A 15,251-nucleotide genomic window follows, 5' to 3' on the forward strand; every position below is an offset into this window, starting at 1 on the left:
GGCCCTACGCGCGGGGCGCGGCATCCCCCGTGGGATGCCGCGCCCCGCCACCGCCTGGGTGCCGACTCCCCGAGGGGCTACTCGACGGCGTCCACCGGCGGCAGCGTCCCCGTGCGGGCCGCCCGCCCGAACCACAGGGCGCTCGACTTCGGGGTGCGCTGCTGGGAGGCGTAGTCGACGTACACGGCGCCGAAGCGCTTCTCGTAGCCGTACGCCCACTCGAAGTTGTCCAGCAGGGACCACAGGTAGTAGCCGCGGACGTCCGCACCGTCGGCGATGGCCTGCCGCACCGCGGTGAGGTGGCCGTTCAGGTAGGCGACCCGGTCGGGGTCGTGCACCGTGCCGTCCGCGCCGGGCTTGTCGTCGTAGGCGGCGCCGTTCTCGCTGATGTACAGCGGCATGCCGGGGGCCTCGCGGTCGTACCGCATGATCAGCTCGTGCAGGCCGGTCGGGTCGACGCTCCAGCCCATCTCGGTGCGCTCGCCGGGCGGCTGGTGGAAGGCCACGTCGTCCGCGGCGGGCCAGGGCGAGTGGTCGCTCGCGCCGTGGCCGTCGGCGCGGGGGGCACGCGAGTCGGCGTCGGCCGCCGACACCACCGTCGGCGTGTAGTAGTTGAGGCAGATCGCGTCGATCGGCTGGCGGATCTGGCCCAGGTCGCCGTCCTGGACGAACGACCAGTCGGTGAGCGGCGCCGTCGCCTCCAGCAGGGTCTGCGGGTAGGCGCCGTGCAGGATCGGACCGTGGAAGATCCCGCCGGACAGGTCGTCGATCTTCCGCGCCGCCGCCAGGTCCGCCGGGCTCTGCGACAGCGGCCGCACGACGGACGTGTTGAGGCTGATCGCCACCGAGTTGCGGGCCGGCATCACCGAACGCAGCGCGACCGTGCCGAGGCCGTGCGCCAGGTTCAGGTGGTGCGCGGCGCGCAGCGCGGCCGCCGGGTCGGTGCGGCCGGGGGCGTGCACACCGGAGGCGTAGCCCAGGAAGGCGGCGCACCACGGCTCGTTGAGCGTGATCCACTGCTCCACCCGGTCGCCGAGCGCCTCGCCCACGATCTGCGCGTACTCGGCGAACCGGTACGCCGTGTCCCGCTCGGGCCAGCCGCCCGCGTCCTCCAGCTCCTGCGGCAGGTCCCAGTGGTAGAGGGTGACGGCCGGCTTGATCCCGGCGGCCAGCAGCTCGTCCACCAGGCGGCGGTAGAAGTCCAGGCCGCGCTGGACGGCGGGGCCGCGGCCGGTCGGCTGCACCCGGGGCCAGGAGATGGAGAAGCGGTAGGCACCGAGGCCCAGGTCCTTCATCAGCGCCACGTCGTCGCGGTAGCGGTGGTAGTGGTCGACGGCGACGTCACCGGTGTCCCCGCCGGCCGTCTTCCCGGGGGTGTGGCTGAAGGTGTCCCAGATCGACGGGGTGCGGCCGTCCTCCCGTACCGCGCCCTCGATCTGGTACGCCGAGGTGGCGGCGCCCCACAGGAAGGCGGGGGGGAAGGTCACCGGGGTCACCGGCGTTGCGGACTCAAGCATGGAAGCGCTCCCATAGCAGGTCGTGGCGGGTCCGGGCGGGTCCCGGGGGGACCGGCCGGAGGACCGACGCGCTGGACCGACGAGTAAGAAGGACGAGGGGGGAAGGGGGGCCGGGGCGGTGGCCCGGCCCCGGGGGTGAGGGGTCAGCCCTTGACGGCGCCCTGCATGATGCCGCCCACGATCTGCTTGCCGAAGATCGCGAACACCAGCAGCAGCGGCAGCGTGCCCAGCAGCGCACCGGCCATGATCAGGGACTGGTCCGGGGTGTAGCCGCGGCCCAGCCCGGCGAGCGCGACCTGCACGGTCGGACTGCCGTTCTGCGTCAGCACCAGGAACGGCCACAGGAAGTCGTTCCAGGACTGCACGAACATCAGCATGCCGAGCACGGCCATCGCGGGCCGCGCCGCCGGGAACACCACGTGCCACATGACACGCCAGCTGCTGGCGCCGTCCACGCGCGCCGCCTCGATGATCTCGTCCGGCAACGCCTGGAGCAGGTACTGCCGCATGAAGAACACGCCGAACGCGTTCACCAGGGACGGCAGGATCACCGCCTGCAACTGGTCGGACCAGTCCAGCTTCGCGACCATCATGTACAGCGGGATGATGCTGAGCTGCGGCGGCACCATCATCGTGCCGATGACGATCAGCATCAGCGCGTTGCGCCCGCGGAAGCGCAGCTTGGCGAAGGCGAACCCGGCGACCGTCGACAGGAAGACGATGGTGCACGCCGAGATCCCGGCCACGATGGTGGTGTTGAGGAACGCCTCGCCGAGGTTGGCGTCGTTCCAGGCGATCTCGAGCTTGTCGAACAGGTTGCCGCCGAACCAGAGGGGCGGCGGCGTCTGGGCGAGCCGCTGGTTGTCGCGCGAGGCGGCGATCGCCGTCCACACCAGCGGGAACAGCGAGCCGATGGTGAACAGGGCGAGGATGATGTAGGCGACCGGCCCGGCGTGCAGCGTGCCGCCGGCCCGGGATGCCTTGGAGCGTCGTCGGCCCCGCCGGGACGGCTCGGGTGCCGCGTCGGCCGGGGGTTTCGTCATGGTCGTCGTCACGGCCGGTTCTCCTTAACTACTGGCGCGCAGCCGGCGCGAGATGACGGCGTTGAGGATCCCGATCACGATCAGGATCAGGAACATCGCCCAGGCGATCGCGGAGGCGCGGCCCAGGTGCTGGTTGACCCAGCCCTGCTCGTACAGGTACAGGCCGAGCGTCTGGAACTGGTGCTGGGAGCCGCCCGAGGCGCCCTTGTTGGCGTCGAAGAGCAGCGGTTCGCCGAAGACCTGCGAGGCGCCGATGGTCGACACGACGACCGTGAACAGGATCGTGGGACGCAGCGAGGGCAGCGTGACGTGGATGAACTGCCGCCAGCGGCTGGCGCCGTCCAGCGCCGCCGACTCGTACAGGTCCTGCGGGATCGCCTGCATCGCGGCCAGGTAGATCAGCGCGTTGTATCCGGTCCAGCGCCAGATGACGATGGTGGACACGGCGAACTTGGACGACCACGAGCCGTTCTGCCAGTCGATCTTGTCCAGGCCCACCAGGTCGAGGACCCAGTTGATCATGCCGTAGTCCCGGCCGAAGAGCAGCACGAAGACCAGCGAGGCCGCGGCGATCGACGTCGCGTACGGCGCCAGCATCACGACCCGGTAGAAGGTCGAGGCGCGCAGCTTGTAGTTGAGGATGTGCGCGAGGCCCATCGCCATCAGCAGCTGCGGCACCGTCGAGATGACGCCGATCCACAGCGTGTTCTTCGCGGCGTTCCAGAAGAACTCGTCGTCGAAGATCCGGGTGTAGTTGTCCAGACCCGTCCACTGCATGTCGGTGGGCGCGGTCAGCTCCACCGTGTGCAGCGAGGCCCAGCCGGTGTAGATCAGCGGGAACAGGCCGAAGGCGAGGAAGAGCAGGAAGAACGGTGAGACGAACGCGTACGGGCTCCAGCGCATGTCCCGCTGCCAGCGGCGGGAGAGCTTGGCCCGCTTCCTGCGGTCCGCCTCCGCGGACGCCCTGCCGCCGGGCGGGCGGCCCGGGGCCGCGCCCCCCTTGACGGGGGACGCGGCGGTGTCGTGCCGGGTGGTCATTCCGGTCACTTCTCCAGGTTGTTGTCGATGGTCTTCACGGCGTTGTCCCACGCGTCCTCGGCCGACTTGCCCTGGGTGACGAGGATGACGCCGTTGTCGGTCAGACCCTGCTGGACGATCTGGTCCTTCGGGCCGATCACCTGGGTCGGGATCTGCTCCGCGGCCTTGGCGAACAGCTCGCCGATCGGCGCGTCACCGGTCATGTCGTTCTTGCCGCCGGTCACCTGCGGGAGCTTGTACGCGGCGGGCGCGCTCGGGAAGCTGCCCATCTTGGAGAAGAGCTTGGCCTGCTGCTCGGGGGCGGTCAGCCAGGTGACCAGCTTCTGGGCCTCCTTCACGTGCTTGCCGCCCTTGGGCACGCCCAGGAAGGTGCCGCCCCAGTTGCCGGCCTTCGGGGCCTGGGCGACGTCCCACTTGCCGGCGGAGTCCGGCTGGGACTTGGCCTTGATGGTGCCGAGCATCCACGGCGGGCAGGCGACGGTGGCGAACAGGCTGTTGGAGATGGTCTGGTCCCAGGCCGGCTGGAACTGCGTCTGCGACTGGACCAGTCCCTTCTCGGCCGCCTCGGCGGTCAGGTCGAAGGCGTCCTTGACGGCCGGGTTGGTCTTGTAGATGACCTTGCCGGAGGCGTCGTAGAACTTCTCGTCCTCACTGCTGAGGACGGCGTTGATCAGACCGCCGGGGGAGTCCATGAAGTAGGTGTCCTTGCCGGCACCCTTCTTGTACTTCTCGCCGGCCTCGATGAACTTGTTCCAGTCACCGGCCCACAGCTTGGAGACCTCTTCGCGGTCGGTCGGCAGGCCGGCCTTCTCGAACAGGTCCTTGCGGTAGCAGATGGCCATCGGGCCGATGTCGGTGCCGAGGCCGATCGTGGCGCCGTCCTTGGTGGTGGCCTGCTGCCACTTCCAGTCGAGCCAGTTGCTCTTCTGGACGCCCGCGGCCTTGGACATGTCCTCGAACTTGTCCGCCTGGGTGGCGACGACCTCGGCGATGTTGCCGACCTCTATCGCCTGCACGTCCTGGAGGCCGCTGTTGGTGGTGAGGTGGTTCACCAGGGCGGGGTAGTAGTTCTCGTTCCGCTCGGTGACGTTCTCCTCGATGTTGATGTCCGGGTTGAGCTTCTCGTACTCGTCGTAGAGACCGGCTTCCTTGAAGCCCATCGTCCCGAACAGACCGAGGGTGATGGTGGTCTTGCCGCTGCTGTCGCCCGACGACGAGCTGTCCTCGTCGTTCCCGTCGTCGGCACAGCCGGCCAGCAGCCCGGCGCCCAGCGACGCGATGGCCGCCATGACCACCACTCTGCGGGCCGATCCTCTGCGTGCTGCTCGCATTGCGTCCTCCTGTTGCCCTGACGTGCCGACCCCCCGGCCAACTGCATGGTTGGACCCGCTGCTTCATGTGGTGCGTTCGTCGCTGCGGCTCGGGCGTGGAACGTGCGGGATGTGTATGTGCCAGGTAGTGTGGGAGCGCTCCCACAAGTGATGTGTTGAAGAGTCGTCGGTCCGGGCGGGGGTGTCAAGGGAACGGACGCGACGAATTGCGTTCAGTTATCGGCCTGTTAACTGGACGTTGCGAGCGGCGCGGAGACGCCCCCCGTACGCCGGGGGAGGGGCCGGAGTCGGTCATTACACCCGACCGGCCTGTTAAATTCCAGGCCAGCCGCAGAGTGCGGGGGTGACGACGGGAGGCGGAGCCGATGGCAAGCCACGGAGTGCGTGGTCGGAGCGGTGGCCGGCCCACCCTCGAAGAAGTGGCGGCACGCGCGGGCGTCGGCCGCGGCACGGTCTCCCGCGTGATCAACGGCTCCCCCCGGGTCAGCGACGCGACCCGGGCGGCCGTCGAGGCGGCGGTCGCGGAGCTGGGTTACGTCCCGAACACGGCGGCCCGTGCGCTGGCGGCCAACCGTACGGACGCGATCGCCCTGGTGGTGCCGGAACCGGAGACCCGGTTCTTCGCGGAGCCCTACTTCTCGGACATGCTGAAGGGCGTCGGCTCCGAGCTGTCCGAGACCGAGATGCAGCTGCTGCTGATATTCGCGGGCAGCGACCGGGAGCGGGAGCGGCTCGCCCAGTACCTGGCGGCGCACCGGGTGGACGGCGTCCTGCTGGTCTCGGTGCACGCCGACGACCCGCTGCCCGACCTGCTGACCCAGCTGGAGATCCCCGCGGTGATCAGCGGTCCCCGCTCGGCCGCGGAGCCGCTGGCCTCGGTGGACTCGGACAACTACGGCGGCGCCCGCTCGGCCGTCGAGCACCTGCTGTCCCGGGGGCGCGGCCGCGTCGCCCACATCACCGGTCACCTCGCCGTCTACGGCGCGCAGCGACGCGTCGACGGCTACCGCGACGCCCTGCGCGAGGCGGGCCACGAGGTGGACGAGGGACTGATCGAGCCGGGCGACTTCACCGAGGAGGGCGGGCGCCGCGCGATGGCGGAGCTGCTGCGCCGCCACCCCGACATCGACGCGGTCTTCGCCGCCTCCGACGTCACCGCGGCGGGCGCCGGCCAGGTCCTGCGCGAGGCGGGTCGGCGCATCCCGGACGACGTGGCGCTGGTCGGCTACGACGACTCGGCCATCGCCCGCCACATGGAGCCGCCGCTGACCAGCGTGCGCCAGCCCATCGAGGAGATGGGCCGCGCGATGATCGACCTGCTGCTGACCGAGATCGCCGACCGCCGCCCGGCCGCCTCGCGCGGCCTGGAACGCCACCAGGTGGTGCTGGCGACGGAACTGGTGGAGCGCAGGTCGTCGTAAGCGGGTGCGCCCCCCGGCAACCGCCGGCGGGGCGCGTCCCTCGGTCACCGCCACCGCCACCGCAGACGACGCCCGGGCCGCCACCACCGACGTGCCGCCCGGCGCGGCGGGGCGGCGATCCTCGGCGTGCCGGTGGAGCGTACGCAGCTGCTGCTGGTCGACCTCGCAGGGTCGGCACTCGTGGGCGCGGTGCTCCTGCTCGGCGCGGGCTCTGGGCGGGGGCCGACTGCCGGAAGCTCCCGGAACGCCGTCAGCCGGTGACCTTCGTGAAGGTCACCGGCTGACGGATCAGGGTGAGTGACGGGACTTGAACCCGCGGCATCCTGGACCACAACCAGGTGCTCTACCAGCTGAGCTACACCCACCAAGGCCGGTGCTCGAATCCCGCGTGGCGGGTTTCCCGACCGGCTGAGAAAAAGTGTACAGGGTCCGAAGGGGTGCTCGCGCCCGGCTTTCCGGACGTCGCCAGCCGGCGGGCCCGCGCCCCTAACCGGCGGATACGACGTGCTTCGCGGCGATCGCCCGGGCCGTGTCGGAGTCGGGGCCGGGCTGCGGGACGAAGACCGCCTCCCGGTAGTAGCGCAGTTCGGCGATGGACTCGCGGATGTCGGCCAGCGCCCGGTGGTTGCCGTTCTTCTCGGGGCTGTTGAAGTACGCCCGCGGATACCAGCGGCGGGCCAGCTCCTTGATCGAGGAGACGTCGACGATCCGGTAGTGGAGGTAGCCCTCCAGCGTCGCCATGTCCCGCAGCAGGAAGCCGCGGTCGGTGCCGACCGAGTTGCCGCACAGCGGCGCCTTGCCCGGCTCCTTCACGTGCTCCCGCACATAGGCCAGGACCTGCGCCTCGGCGTCCGCCAGGGTCGTGCCGCCGTCCAGCTCGGCGAGCAGCCCGGACGCGGTGTGCATCTCGCGCACCACCTCCGGCATCGTCTCCAGGGCCCGGTCCGGCGGGCGGATGACGATGTCGACGCCCTCGCCGAGGATGTTCAGCTCGGAGTCGGTGACGAGGGCGGCAACCTCGATGAGCGCGTCGTCGGACAGCGAGAGGCCGGTCATCTCGCAGTCGATCCACACCATGCGATCGTTCATGCGGGCCACTTTACGGTGGGTGCCTGTTTATCGGGCCCCCGGCGTCGGTGCGGGCGTCACGGGGGCTGCCGCCCCCGAACCCCCGCTCCGGCCCTGAACGGGCCTCGTCCTCAAACGCCGGACGGGCTGAGTTGCCCTGCCCGGCATCGGACGGGAACGCCGAAGGGGCTGAGTGTGCCCCGCCCGGTACCGGACGTGAACGCCGGACGGGCCGAGTGTGCCCGTCCGGCGTTCAAGGGAGCCGTCTGCTCACCTCACGGCGCGCTGCGCTGGCCCGGCACGCTCGCCGCGCCCGCCGGCATCGGGGTGGCGGTGCGGCGGGTCTGGAACGGGACCGCGTTCTCCGGGGCGAGGGCGGCCGGCGGGTCGGACGGGGGCAGCGGACGGGAGGCGGCCGCGGTGTCCGGGTCCGGCTGGCGGTCGCCCTGGGGACGGCGCGCCCGGTAGGCCGCCCGGTAGGCGGCCGGGGACGAGCCCAGCTGGCGGCGGAAGTGGCCGCGCAGGGCCACCGGGGAGCGGAAGCCGCAGCGCCCGGCGACCTCGTCCACCGAGTAGTCCGACGTCTCCAGCAGCCGCTGCGCCTGGAGCACCCGCTGGGTGATCAGCCACTGGAGCGGGGCGCTGCCCGTCAGCGAGCGGAACCGGCGGTCGAAGGTGCGGCGGCTCATGTAGGCGCGCGCGGCCAGCGTCTCCACGTCGAACTGCTCGTGGAGGTGCTCCAGCGCCCAGGCGACGACCTCGGCGAGCGGGTCGGCGCCGATCTCCTCCGGTAAAGACCTGTCGAGGTAGCGCTCCTGGCCGCCGCTGCGGCGCGGGGGGACCACCAGTCGGCGGGCCAGCGCGCCGGCCGCCTCGTTGCCGTGGTCCGTGCGCACGATGTGCAGGCACAGGTCGATCCCGGCCGCGGTGCCCGCGGACGTCAGCACGTCGCCGTCGTCCACGAAGAGCTCGCGCGGGTCGACGTGCACCGACGGATAGCGCTTGGCCAGCGTCGGCGCGTACATCCAGTGCGTGGTGGCGGGGCGGCCGTCCAGCAGGCCGGCCGCCGCGAGGACGAAGGCGCCCGTGCACAGTCCGACTATGCGCGCCCCCTCCTCGTGCGCCCTGCGCAGTGCGTCGAGTGCCTCCTCCGGCGGCGGCGAGGTGATCGACCGCCAGGCCGGCACGACGACCGTGCCCGCGCGCGAGATCGCCTCCAGCCCCTGCGGCGCGGTGAGTTCCAGGCCGCCCGTGGTCCGCAGCGGGCCGTCCTCGCCGGCGCACACCAGCAGCCGGTAACGCGGCACGCCGGCGTCCTGGCGGTCGATCCCGAACACCGACAGCGGTATGGAACTCTCGAAGATGGGGCCGCCGCTGAACAGCAGCACCGCGACGATCTCCTTGCGGCGGCGCCCGGACAGCTTCCGGGCCGCGGCTTCCGGCGCGGCGGTGGAGTCGTGGCTCATACTGCTAAGCCCCCCTCGGTGGTCGCGGCGCCCTTCACCCTTCGGGTCTGTCGCTCCAACACGTTTCCCCTCGGTCCTGCACGAGTCCCCCGCCGTAGACGGTCAAGATCGAATCTACTGTGTCCCGCCGAGCCGAGGTGGCCGGTTCGGCACTTGGGACATTGTCGACATGGCAACTTGGCGTGAAGCAGTCGATCACGAAGCGTTGCACTCCCGGGCGCCCCAGGGAAGTGCGCCTTGTGTCAGTGGCCAATCCCCGTAGGGTGCGAGGGGGGCCCAAGACCCTTTCCGTGCAGGTGGAACGGGGGTTTGGGGGTGGTGAGGGGCGTGGATGCGCCACCTGCGGAAGTTGGCTGAAAAGAAGCGGAACTGTGCGCGGAAACCGGTCAGTCGACCGGTGCTTTTTCCCCAGCGTGCCGCCCGCCCCTGCGTGCCTGCCGCCCGCGTCCGCGCGCCCGCTGCCGGGCCGCCACCCGCTCGGAACGCCGCAGCAGCAGACGGCAGGCGGCGGTGACGGCGGCCAGGCCGAAGGCCGTGCCGGCGGCGCCCGCGAGGGAGGCGCCGTACCAGAGGAGCGCCACCGGGACGAGGAAGCAGCTGAACGCCGCCCAGCGGACGAGATCGGTGACGCCGTCCCGGTCGGGTGCGCCGGACGTCGGGTCGGCGGGACGGTGCGGTCCTGACACGGGTGCTCCCTGGGGTGGCGGCACGGGGATCAACGCCCGTGAGCCGCGTCGGTCACGACGGGACACGACCGGTCACGGACAGTTGAATCCTGTGCAAACCGCCTGTACAGAGCAGCAACCATTGCGTTACGGGCGCCCTCTCGGGCATGCTCCGGTGAATCCCGCGGGGGACCCCCTGCGAGATCTGGGCGAAGGAGGCGTGCCGCCGTACCCTTGGGGGTATGGGGTTGGGAAGACCATTCCCGGACACAGCTCCGCCGCACACTGTTGTCCCCCATAGAGGATAAAAACGCCGAGACAGCCATGGCCGGTCACGAATTCTTCGAACCCGCGGACCGCAAGCGGCCCGTCGCCGAACCTACGGCGGCCGAGCCCCTGGCGGCCGAAGAGCCACGCCAGTCGTGCGACCCAGCCTTCAAGCACGGTGTCGTCGTCGGCTTCGACGGCTCGACGTCCAGCGAGCGCGCCCTCGCCTACGCCATCGGCATGGCCTCGCGGTTGGGCTCCGGCCTGGTCATCGTGCATGTCGCCAACCGGCTGCCCACCACCGTGTGGGCCGGCTGCGAACCCCCGGTCTTCGTGGACGTGCCCGACCACCGCACCGAGGTGCTCGGTCTGGAGCTGGCGTGCGCGGACTACCTCGCCGAGGTGTCCTGGATCCTGGTCGAGCGCGGCGGCGACATCTGCCACGAGCTCGAAGAGGTGGGGCGGGAGTACGAGGCCGACGCCATCGTCGTCGGCTCCAGCCACGGACTGGTCGGCCGCCTCTTCGGCTCCGTCGCGGGCCGCCTCGCCAAGCGTGCGAAGCGGCCCGTGGTCGTCATCCCCTGACGTCGCGGGACGGGGCTACTCCACCGTCACGGACTTGGCGAGGTTGCGGGGCTTGTCGATGTCCCGGCCCAGGGCCAGGGCCGTGTGGTACGCGAGGAGCTGGAGCGGGATGCCCATGAGGATCGGGTCCAGCTCGTCCTCGTTCTTCGGGACGACGATCGTGTGGTCGGCCTTCTCCTGCTCCTGGTGGGCCACGGCGAGGATCTGACCGCTGCGCGCCTTGATCTCCTCCAGGGCCGCGCGGTTCTTCTCCAGCAGGTCGTCGTCCGGCACGATCGCGACCGTCGGCAGGGCCGGCTCGATCAGGGCGAGCGGGCCGTGCTTCAGCTCGGAGGCCGGGTAGGCCTCGGCGTGGATGTAGGAGACCTCCTTGAGCTTCAGGGAAGCCTCGCGGGCGACTGGGTAGCCCCGGACGCGGCCGATGAAGAGCATCGAGCGGGCCTCGGCGTACTGCGCGGCCAGCTGCTTGACGTCCTCCTCCTGCTTCAGCATCTCCTCGATCTGCGCGGGCAGCTTGCGCAGCCCCTCGATGATCCGCTTGCCGTCGCGCACGGAGAGGTCGCGGGTGCGGCCCAGGTGCAGGGCGAGCAGCGCGAAGGCGACGCAGGTGTTGGTGAAGCACTTGGTCGACACCACGCAGACCTCGGGGCCGGCGTGCACGTACATGCCGCCGTCGGCCTCGCGGGCGATCGCCGAGCCCACGACGTTGACGATGCCGAGGACCCGGGCGCCCTTGCGCTTCAGCTCCTGCACGGCGGCCAGCACGTCGTAGGTCTCGCCGGACTGGGAGACGGCGATGTACAGGGTGTCGGGGTCGACGACCGCGTTGCGGTAGCGGAACTCGGAGGCAGGCTCGGCGTCCGCGGGGATGCGGGCCAGCTCCTCGATCATCTGGGCGCCGATCTGGCCCGCGTGGTACGAGGTGCCGCAGCCGAGGATCTTCACGCGGCGCACGGCACGCGCGTCGCGGGCGTCCAGGTTGAGGCCGCCGAGGTGCACGGTGGAGAAGCGGTCGTCGATCCGGCCGCGCAGCACGCGGTCCACGGCCTCGGCCTGCTCGTGGATCTCCTTGTGCATGTAGGTGTCGTGGCCGCCCATGTCGTAGGAGGCGGCCTCCCACTCCACGGTGGTGGGCTCCGACGTGGTGCGGGTGCCCTCGGTGGTGTAGGTGCGGAAGTCGTCGGCCTTGAGGGTGGCCATCTCGCCGTCGTCGAGCGTGACTATCTGCCGGGTGTGGGCGACCAGCGCGGCGATGTCCGAGGCGACGAACATCTCCTTCTCGCCGATGCCGAGGACGACCGGCGAGCCGTTGCGGGCGACGACGATGCGCTCGGGGAAGTCGGCGTGCATCACGGCGATGCCGTACGTGCCCTCGATGACGCGCAGGGTCTCGCGGACCTTGTCCTCGAGCTTGACGGCCTCGGAGCGGGCGATGAGGTGGACGAGGACCTCGGTGTCGGTCTCGGAGAGGAACTCGACGCCGTCCGCCTCCAGCTTGCGGCGCAGGTCGGCGGCGTTGTCGATGATGCCGTTGTGGACGACGGCGACCTTGTTGTCGGCCGACATGTGCGGGTGGGCGTTCACGTCGGAGGGGGCGCCGTGGGTGGCCCAGCGGGTGTGGGCGATGCCGGTGGTGCCCTTGAAGCGCGCCGGGACCTTGGCCTCCAGGTCGCGCACCCGGCCCTTGGCCTTGACCATCCTGAGGCCGGCCGCCTTCGGGGAGGTCACGACGATGCCCGCCGAGTCGTACCCGCGGTACTCCAGGCGCTGGAGGCCCTCCAGGAGCAGGGGCGCGACGTCACGCTTGCCGATGTATCCGACGATTCCGCACATGTATACGTAAACCTCGTGTCTCTCTTCGGCCTCTCGGCCGTGGCCGGCCTCTCAGCCGTAGACGATGCGGCGCAGCTGACGGAGCGACAGCTCCGGTGGTGCGACCGCCCGGTATTTCAGTTCCGCCTCGATCCGTTCGAAGATCGTCGCGTTCACCAGGCCCTGGGCCTGGAGCTCGCGGTGGCGGCGACGGACGTACTCCTCGGTCGTCTCGTCGAAGTAGGCGAGCACGTCCTGGACCACGCGCAGCGCCTCGCCCCGGCTCAGGGGGGTGGACCGCGTCAGATGATCAACGAGTTCGTCGTGCACCCGGTAGATCCTGGGGTAAGGGAGACGCTTGTGCAAGAATCCTGCCCGATATCGGGCAGGCGTGACGGCTCCAGTGTCACTCCTTGGCCTACATCCGCTTCAGTACGGCCTGCTTGGCCAGGGTGAACTCCTCGTCCGTCAGCACCCCGGAGCGGTGCAGGTCGCCCAGCTCCCGCAGCCGGCGCAGCAGCGCGTCGTGATCGTCCTCGGCGGTCGGTGCGGGTGCGGGCGCGGGTGCGGAGGTCTCGTCGGCCGCGCGGGCCTCCTCCAGGGCCGCGCGGGCGGCCGGGTGCGGGAGGCGGGCCTGTACGGCCGCGGCCACCAGGGCCATCAGCGGGTCCCGCTTGAAGCCCCACAGCTCCACCGCGTTGGGGTCGTACTTCGGCGGCACCTTGCCCGGCGCCGCCCGCACGGTGAAGCGCAGGTGGCCGTTCTCCAGGCCGGCCGACGGCTGCCACTCCACCGCGACGATGTCCGCGAGGGGCAGGGTGCGCGGACCGGCGGCCGACTTGGCGTCCTCCGCCTGCCACTTCCACTCCAGGCGTACCTGCTCGCCGTCGAAGTGCGCGATGCCGTCCCCGGCCGACACCGACAGCGGCACCGAGGGCCCCGGCAGCAGGTAGGCGTCCACCGGGCCGGACGGGACCTGGTCGAGGAGCAGCGCGTTGCGCACCTCGTCCACGAAGTACTCGGCCACCCCGTACCGGTCGGACTCCACGAGGAGCTGGTACGGGTCGTGCGGCTCGGTCAGCCGGCCGCCCGCCGCGTGCAGCAACGGGTCGGCGCCGTCCCGCAGCCGCAGCCTGAGCCGCCCCGACTTCTTCCCCTGCTCGAACGATATGCCCGCCAACGCCGCGAGGGGTACGAGCAGTTCACCCAGTTCCCTGCGGAGCAGACTGACGTTCTTGTCCCGCCCGGGTGTCAACCGCAGGGCGTCGCCGTCGAAGACCCACGTACCGTCCTTCTGGATGATTTCCGCCATGCGGGGATTGTTTCATCGCGCCCGTGGGCGGTGATGGTGCGGGAGAGTGGTCCCCACCCGTCCCCAACCTCCGTCCCCGACCCCCTGATTGCACGCCTCGCGAAGGGAGCGCACGTGAGACCTCATCGACGGCACCACAGAACGACTCCCCGCATGACCCGGCTGCTGGGATCGCTGCTGCTGGTGGCGGCGGTCGGCGCCATGACCACCGGCGCCGCCCCGGTCCGGAAGACGGCCGCGGAACCGACCCCCCTGGACCGGGTGATCCCGGCCCCCGCCTCGGTCGACCCCGGCGGCGCCCCGTACCGCATCACCCGCGGCACCCACATCCGCGTGGACGACTCCCGCGAGGCCCGCCGCGTCGGCGACTACCTCGCGGACCTGCTGCGGCCCGCCACCGGCTACCGGCTGCCCGTCACCTCCCACGGTCGGGGCGGCATACGACTGCGCCTGGCCGAGGGCCCGTACGGCGACGAGGGCTACCGCCTCGACAGCGGACGCGAGGGCGTCACCATCACCGCCCGCAAGGCCGCCGGGCTCTTCCACGGCGTCCAGACGCTGCGTCAGCTGCTGCCCGCCGCCGTCGAGAAGGACTCCGCGCAGCCCGGCCCCTGGCTGGTCGCGGGCGGCACCATCGAGGACACCCCGCGCTACGCCTGGCGCAGCGCCATGCTCGACGTCTCCCGGCACTTCTTCGGCGTCGACGAGGTCAAGCGTTACATCGACCGCGTCGCCCTCTACAAGTACAACAAGCTCCACCTGCACCTGAGCGACGACCAGGGCTGGCGCATCGCCATCGACTCCTGGCCGCGCCTGGCGACCTACGGCGGCTCCACCGAGGTCGGTGGCGGCCCCGGCGGCTACTACACCAAGGCGGACTACACGGAGATCGTCCGCTACGCGGCCTCCCGCCACCTGGAGGTCGTGCCCGAGATCGACATGCCCGGCCACACCAACGCCGCCCTCGCCTCCTACGCCGAGCTGAACTGCGACGGCGTGGCACCCCCGCTCTACACCGGCACCAAGGTCGGCTTCAGCACGCTGTGCGTGGACAAGGACGTCACCTACGACTTCGTGGACGACGTCCTCGGTGAACTCGCCGCGCTCACCCCCGGCCGCTACCTGCACATCGGCGGCGACGAGGCGCACTCCACGCCGCAGGTCGACTTCGTGGCGTTCATGAAGCGGGTGCAGCCGGTCGTCGGCAAGTACGGCAAGACGGTCGTCGGCTGGCACCAACTGGCCGGCGCCGAACCGGTCGAGGGCGCGCTCGTCCAGTACTGGGGCCTGGACCGCACCAGCGACGCCGAGAAGGCCCAGGTCGCCGAGGCCGCCAGGAACGGCACCGGGCTGATCCTCTCCCCGGCCGACCGGACGTACCTGGACATGAAGTACACCAAGGACACCCCGCTCGGCCTGTCCTGGGCGGGCTACGTCGAGGTGCAGCGGTCCTACGACTGGGACCCGGCCGCCTATCTGCCGGGCGCCCCGGCCGAGGCCGTCCGCGGGGTCGAGGCCCCGCTGTGGACGGAGACCCTGTCCGACCCGGACCAGCTGGACTTCATGGCCTTCCCGAGGCTGCCGGGCGTCGCCGAGCTGGGCTGGTCCCCGGCGTCGACGCACGACTGGGACACCTACAAGGTGCGGCTCGCCGAACAGGCACCGCGCTGGGAGGCGATGGGGATCGACTACTACCACTCGCCGCAGGTGCCCTGGACCTGACCCG

At 71.0% G+C, this 15,251-nt stretch carries 13 protein-coding genes and 1 tRNA gene; 3 read left to right on the forward strand and 11 right to left on the reverse strand.

Features of this window, described 5'->3' with window-relative positions:
* Positions 1-77: 77 nt before the first annotated feature.
* From Sru02f_RS04770 to Sru02f_RS04785, 4 genes are all read right to left on the reverse strand, one after another.
* Positions 78-1,517 (reverse strand): GH1 family beta-glucosidase, encoded by a 1,440-nt coding sequence (locus Sru02f_RS04770; protein ID WP_109032783.1) that lies wholly within the window; start codon positions 1,515-1,517, stop codon positions 78-80.
* Positions 1,518-1,660: 143 nt separating this feature from the next.
* Positions 1,661-2,572: a carbohydrate ABC transporter permease gene (locus tag Sru02f_RS04775; RefSeq protein ID WP_109032784.1), complete on the reverse strand. Its 912-nt coding sequence runs from the start codon at positions 2,570-2,572 to the stop codon at positions 1,661-1,663.
* 12 nt (positions 2,573-2,584) lie between these two features.
* Positions 2,585-3,598: a carbohydrate ABC transporter permease gene (locus Sru02f_RS04780; RefSeq protein WP_003976004.1), complete on the reverse strand. Its 1,014-nt coding sequence runs from the start codon at positions 3,596-3,598 to the stop codon at positions 2,585-2,587.
* A 5-nt stretch (positions 3,599-3,603) separates the two neighbouring features.
* Positions 3,604-4,929 (reverse strand): ABC transporter substrate-binding protein, encoded by a 1,326-nt coding sequence (locus tag Sru02f_RS04785; protein WP_109032785.1) that lies wholly within the window; start codon positions 4,927-4,929, stop codon positions 3,604-3,606.
* A 365-nt stretch (positions 4,930-5,294) separates the two neighbouring features.
* Here Sru02f_RS04785 and Sru02f_RS04790 point away from each other — a divergent pair, with 365 nt between their 5' ends.
* Positions 5,295-6,350: a LacI family DNA-binding transcriptional regulator gene (locus tag Sru02f_RS04790; protein WP_109032786.1), complete on the forward strand. Its 1,056-nt coding sequence runs from the start codon at positions 5,295-5,297 to the stop codon at positions 6,348-6,350.
* Between the two features lie 292 nt (positions 6,351-6,642).
* On the opposite strand, the gene Sru02f_RS04795 is transcribed toward Sru02f_RS04790, so the two are convergent.
* From Sru02f_RS04795 to Sru02f_RS04810, 4 genes are all read right to left on the reverse strand, one after another.
* Positions 6,643-6,715, reverse strand: a tRNA-His gene (locus tag Sru02f_RS04795).
* Positions 6,716-6,836: 121 nt separating this feature from the next.
* Complete coding sequence (orn, locus tag Sru02f_RS04800) at positions 6,837-7,439, reverse strand: oligoribonuclease (RefSeq protein WP_059300531.1); 603 nt, start codon at positions 7,437-7,439, stop codon at positions 6,837-6,839.
* A gap of 254 nt (positions 7,440-7,693) precedes the next feature.
* A complete protein-coding gene (locus Sru02f_RS04805; RefSeq protein ID WP_109032787.1) occupies positions 7,694-8,884 on the reverse strand; it encodes a helix-turn-helix domain-containing protein in 1,191 nt (396 codons plus the stop codon).
* Between the two features lie 386 nt (positions 8,885-9,270).
* Complete coding sequence (locus Sru02f_RS04810; protein WP_164277231.1) at positions 9,271-9,570, reverse strand: hypothetical protein; 300 nt, start codon at positions 9,568-9,570, stop codon at positions 9,271-9,273.
* 303 nt (positions 9,571-9,873) lie between these two features.
* On the opposite strand from Sru02f_RS04810, the gene Sru02f_RS04815 reads away from it, so the two are divergent.
* Positions 9,874-10,401, forward strand: coding sequence for a universal stress protein (locus Sru02f_RS04815; RefSeq protein ID WP_003976010.1), 528 nt, complete (start codon positions 9,874-9,876; stop codon positions 10,399-10,401).
* Positions 10,402-10,416: 15 nt separating this feature from the next.
* Here the strand turns inward: Sru02f_RS04815 and glmS are convergent, their stop codons facing one another.
* The 3 genes from glmS to Sru02f_RS04830 form a co-directional block, all read right to left on the reverse strand.
* Positions 10,417-12,234 carry a glutamine--fructose-6-phosphate transaminase (isomerizing) gene (glmS, locus tag Sru02f_RS04820; protein ID WP_109032789.1) on the reverse strand — a complete coding sequence of 606 codons (1,818 nt, stop codon included), beginning with the start codon at positions 12,232-12,234 and terminating at the stop codon, positions 10,417-10,419.
* 51 nt (positions 12,235-12,285) lie between these two features.
* Positions 12,286-12,543 carry a hypothetical protein gene (locus tag Sru02f_RS04825; RefSeq protein ID WP_003976012.1) on the reverse strand — a complete coding sequence of 86 codons (258 nt, stop codon included), beginning with the start codon at positions 12,541-12,543 and terminating at the stop codon, positions 12,286-12,288.
* An 88-nt stretch (positions 12,544-12,631) separates the two neighbouring features.
* Positions 12,632-13,525: a DUF4429 domain-containing protein gene (locus Sru02f_RS04830; protein ID WP_109032790.1), complete on the reverse strand. Its 894-nt coding sequence runs from the start codon at positions 13,523-13,525 to the stop codon at positions 12,632-12,634.
* A 114-nt stretch (positions 13,526-13,639) separates the two neighbouring features.
* Here Sru02f_RS04830 and Sru02f_RS04835 point away from each other — a divergent pair, with 114 nt between their 5' ends.
* On the forward strand, positions 13,640-15,247 hold the full coding sequence (locus Sru02f_RS04835; RefSeq protein ID WP_109032791.1) for a beta-N-acetylhexosaminidase: 1,608 nt from the start codon (positions 13,640-13,642) through the stop codon (positions 15,245-15,247).
* Positions 15,248-15,251 lie beyond the last annotated feature (4 nt).

This window comes from Streptomyces rubrogriseus (genome assembly GCF_027947575.1).
GTDB classification, from domain to species: domain Bacteria; phylum Actinomycetota; class Actinomycetes; order Streptomycetales; family Streptomycetaceae; genus Streptomyces; species Streptomyces rubrogriseus.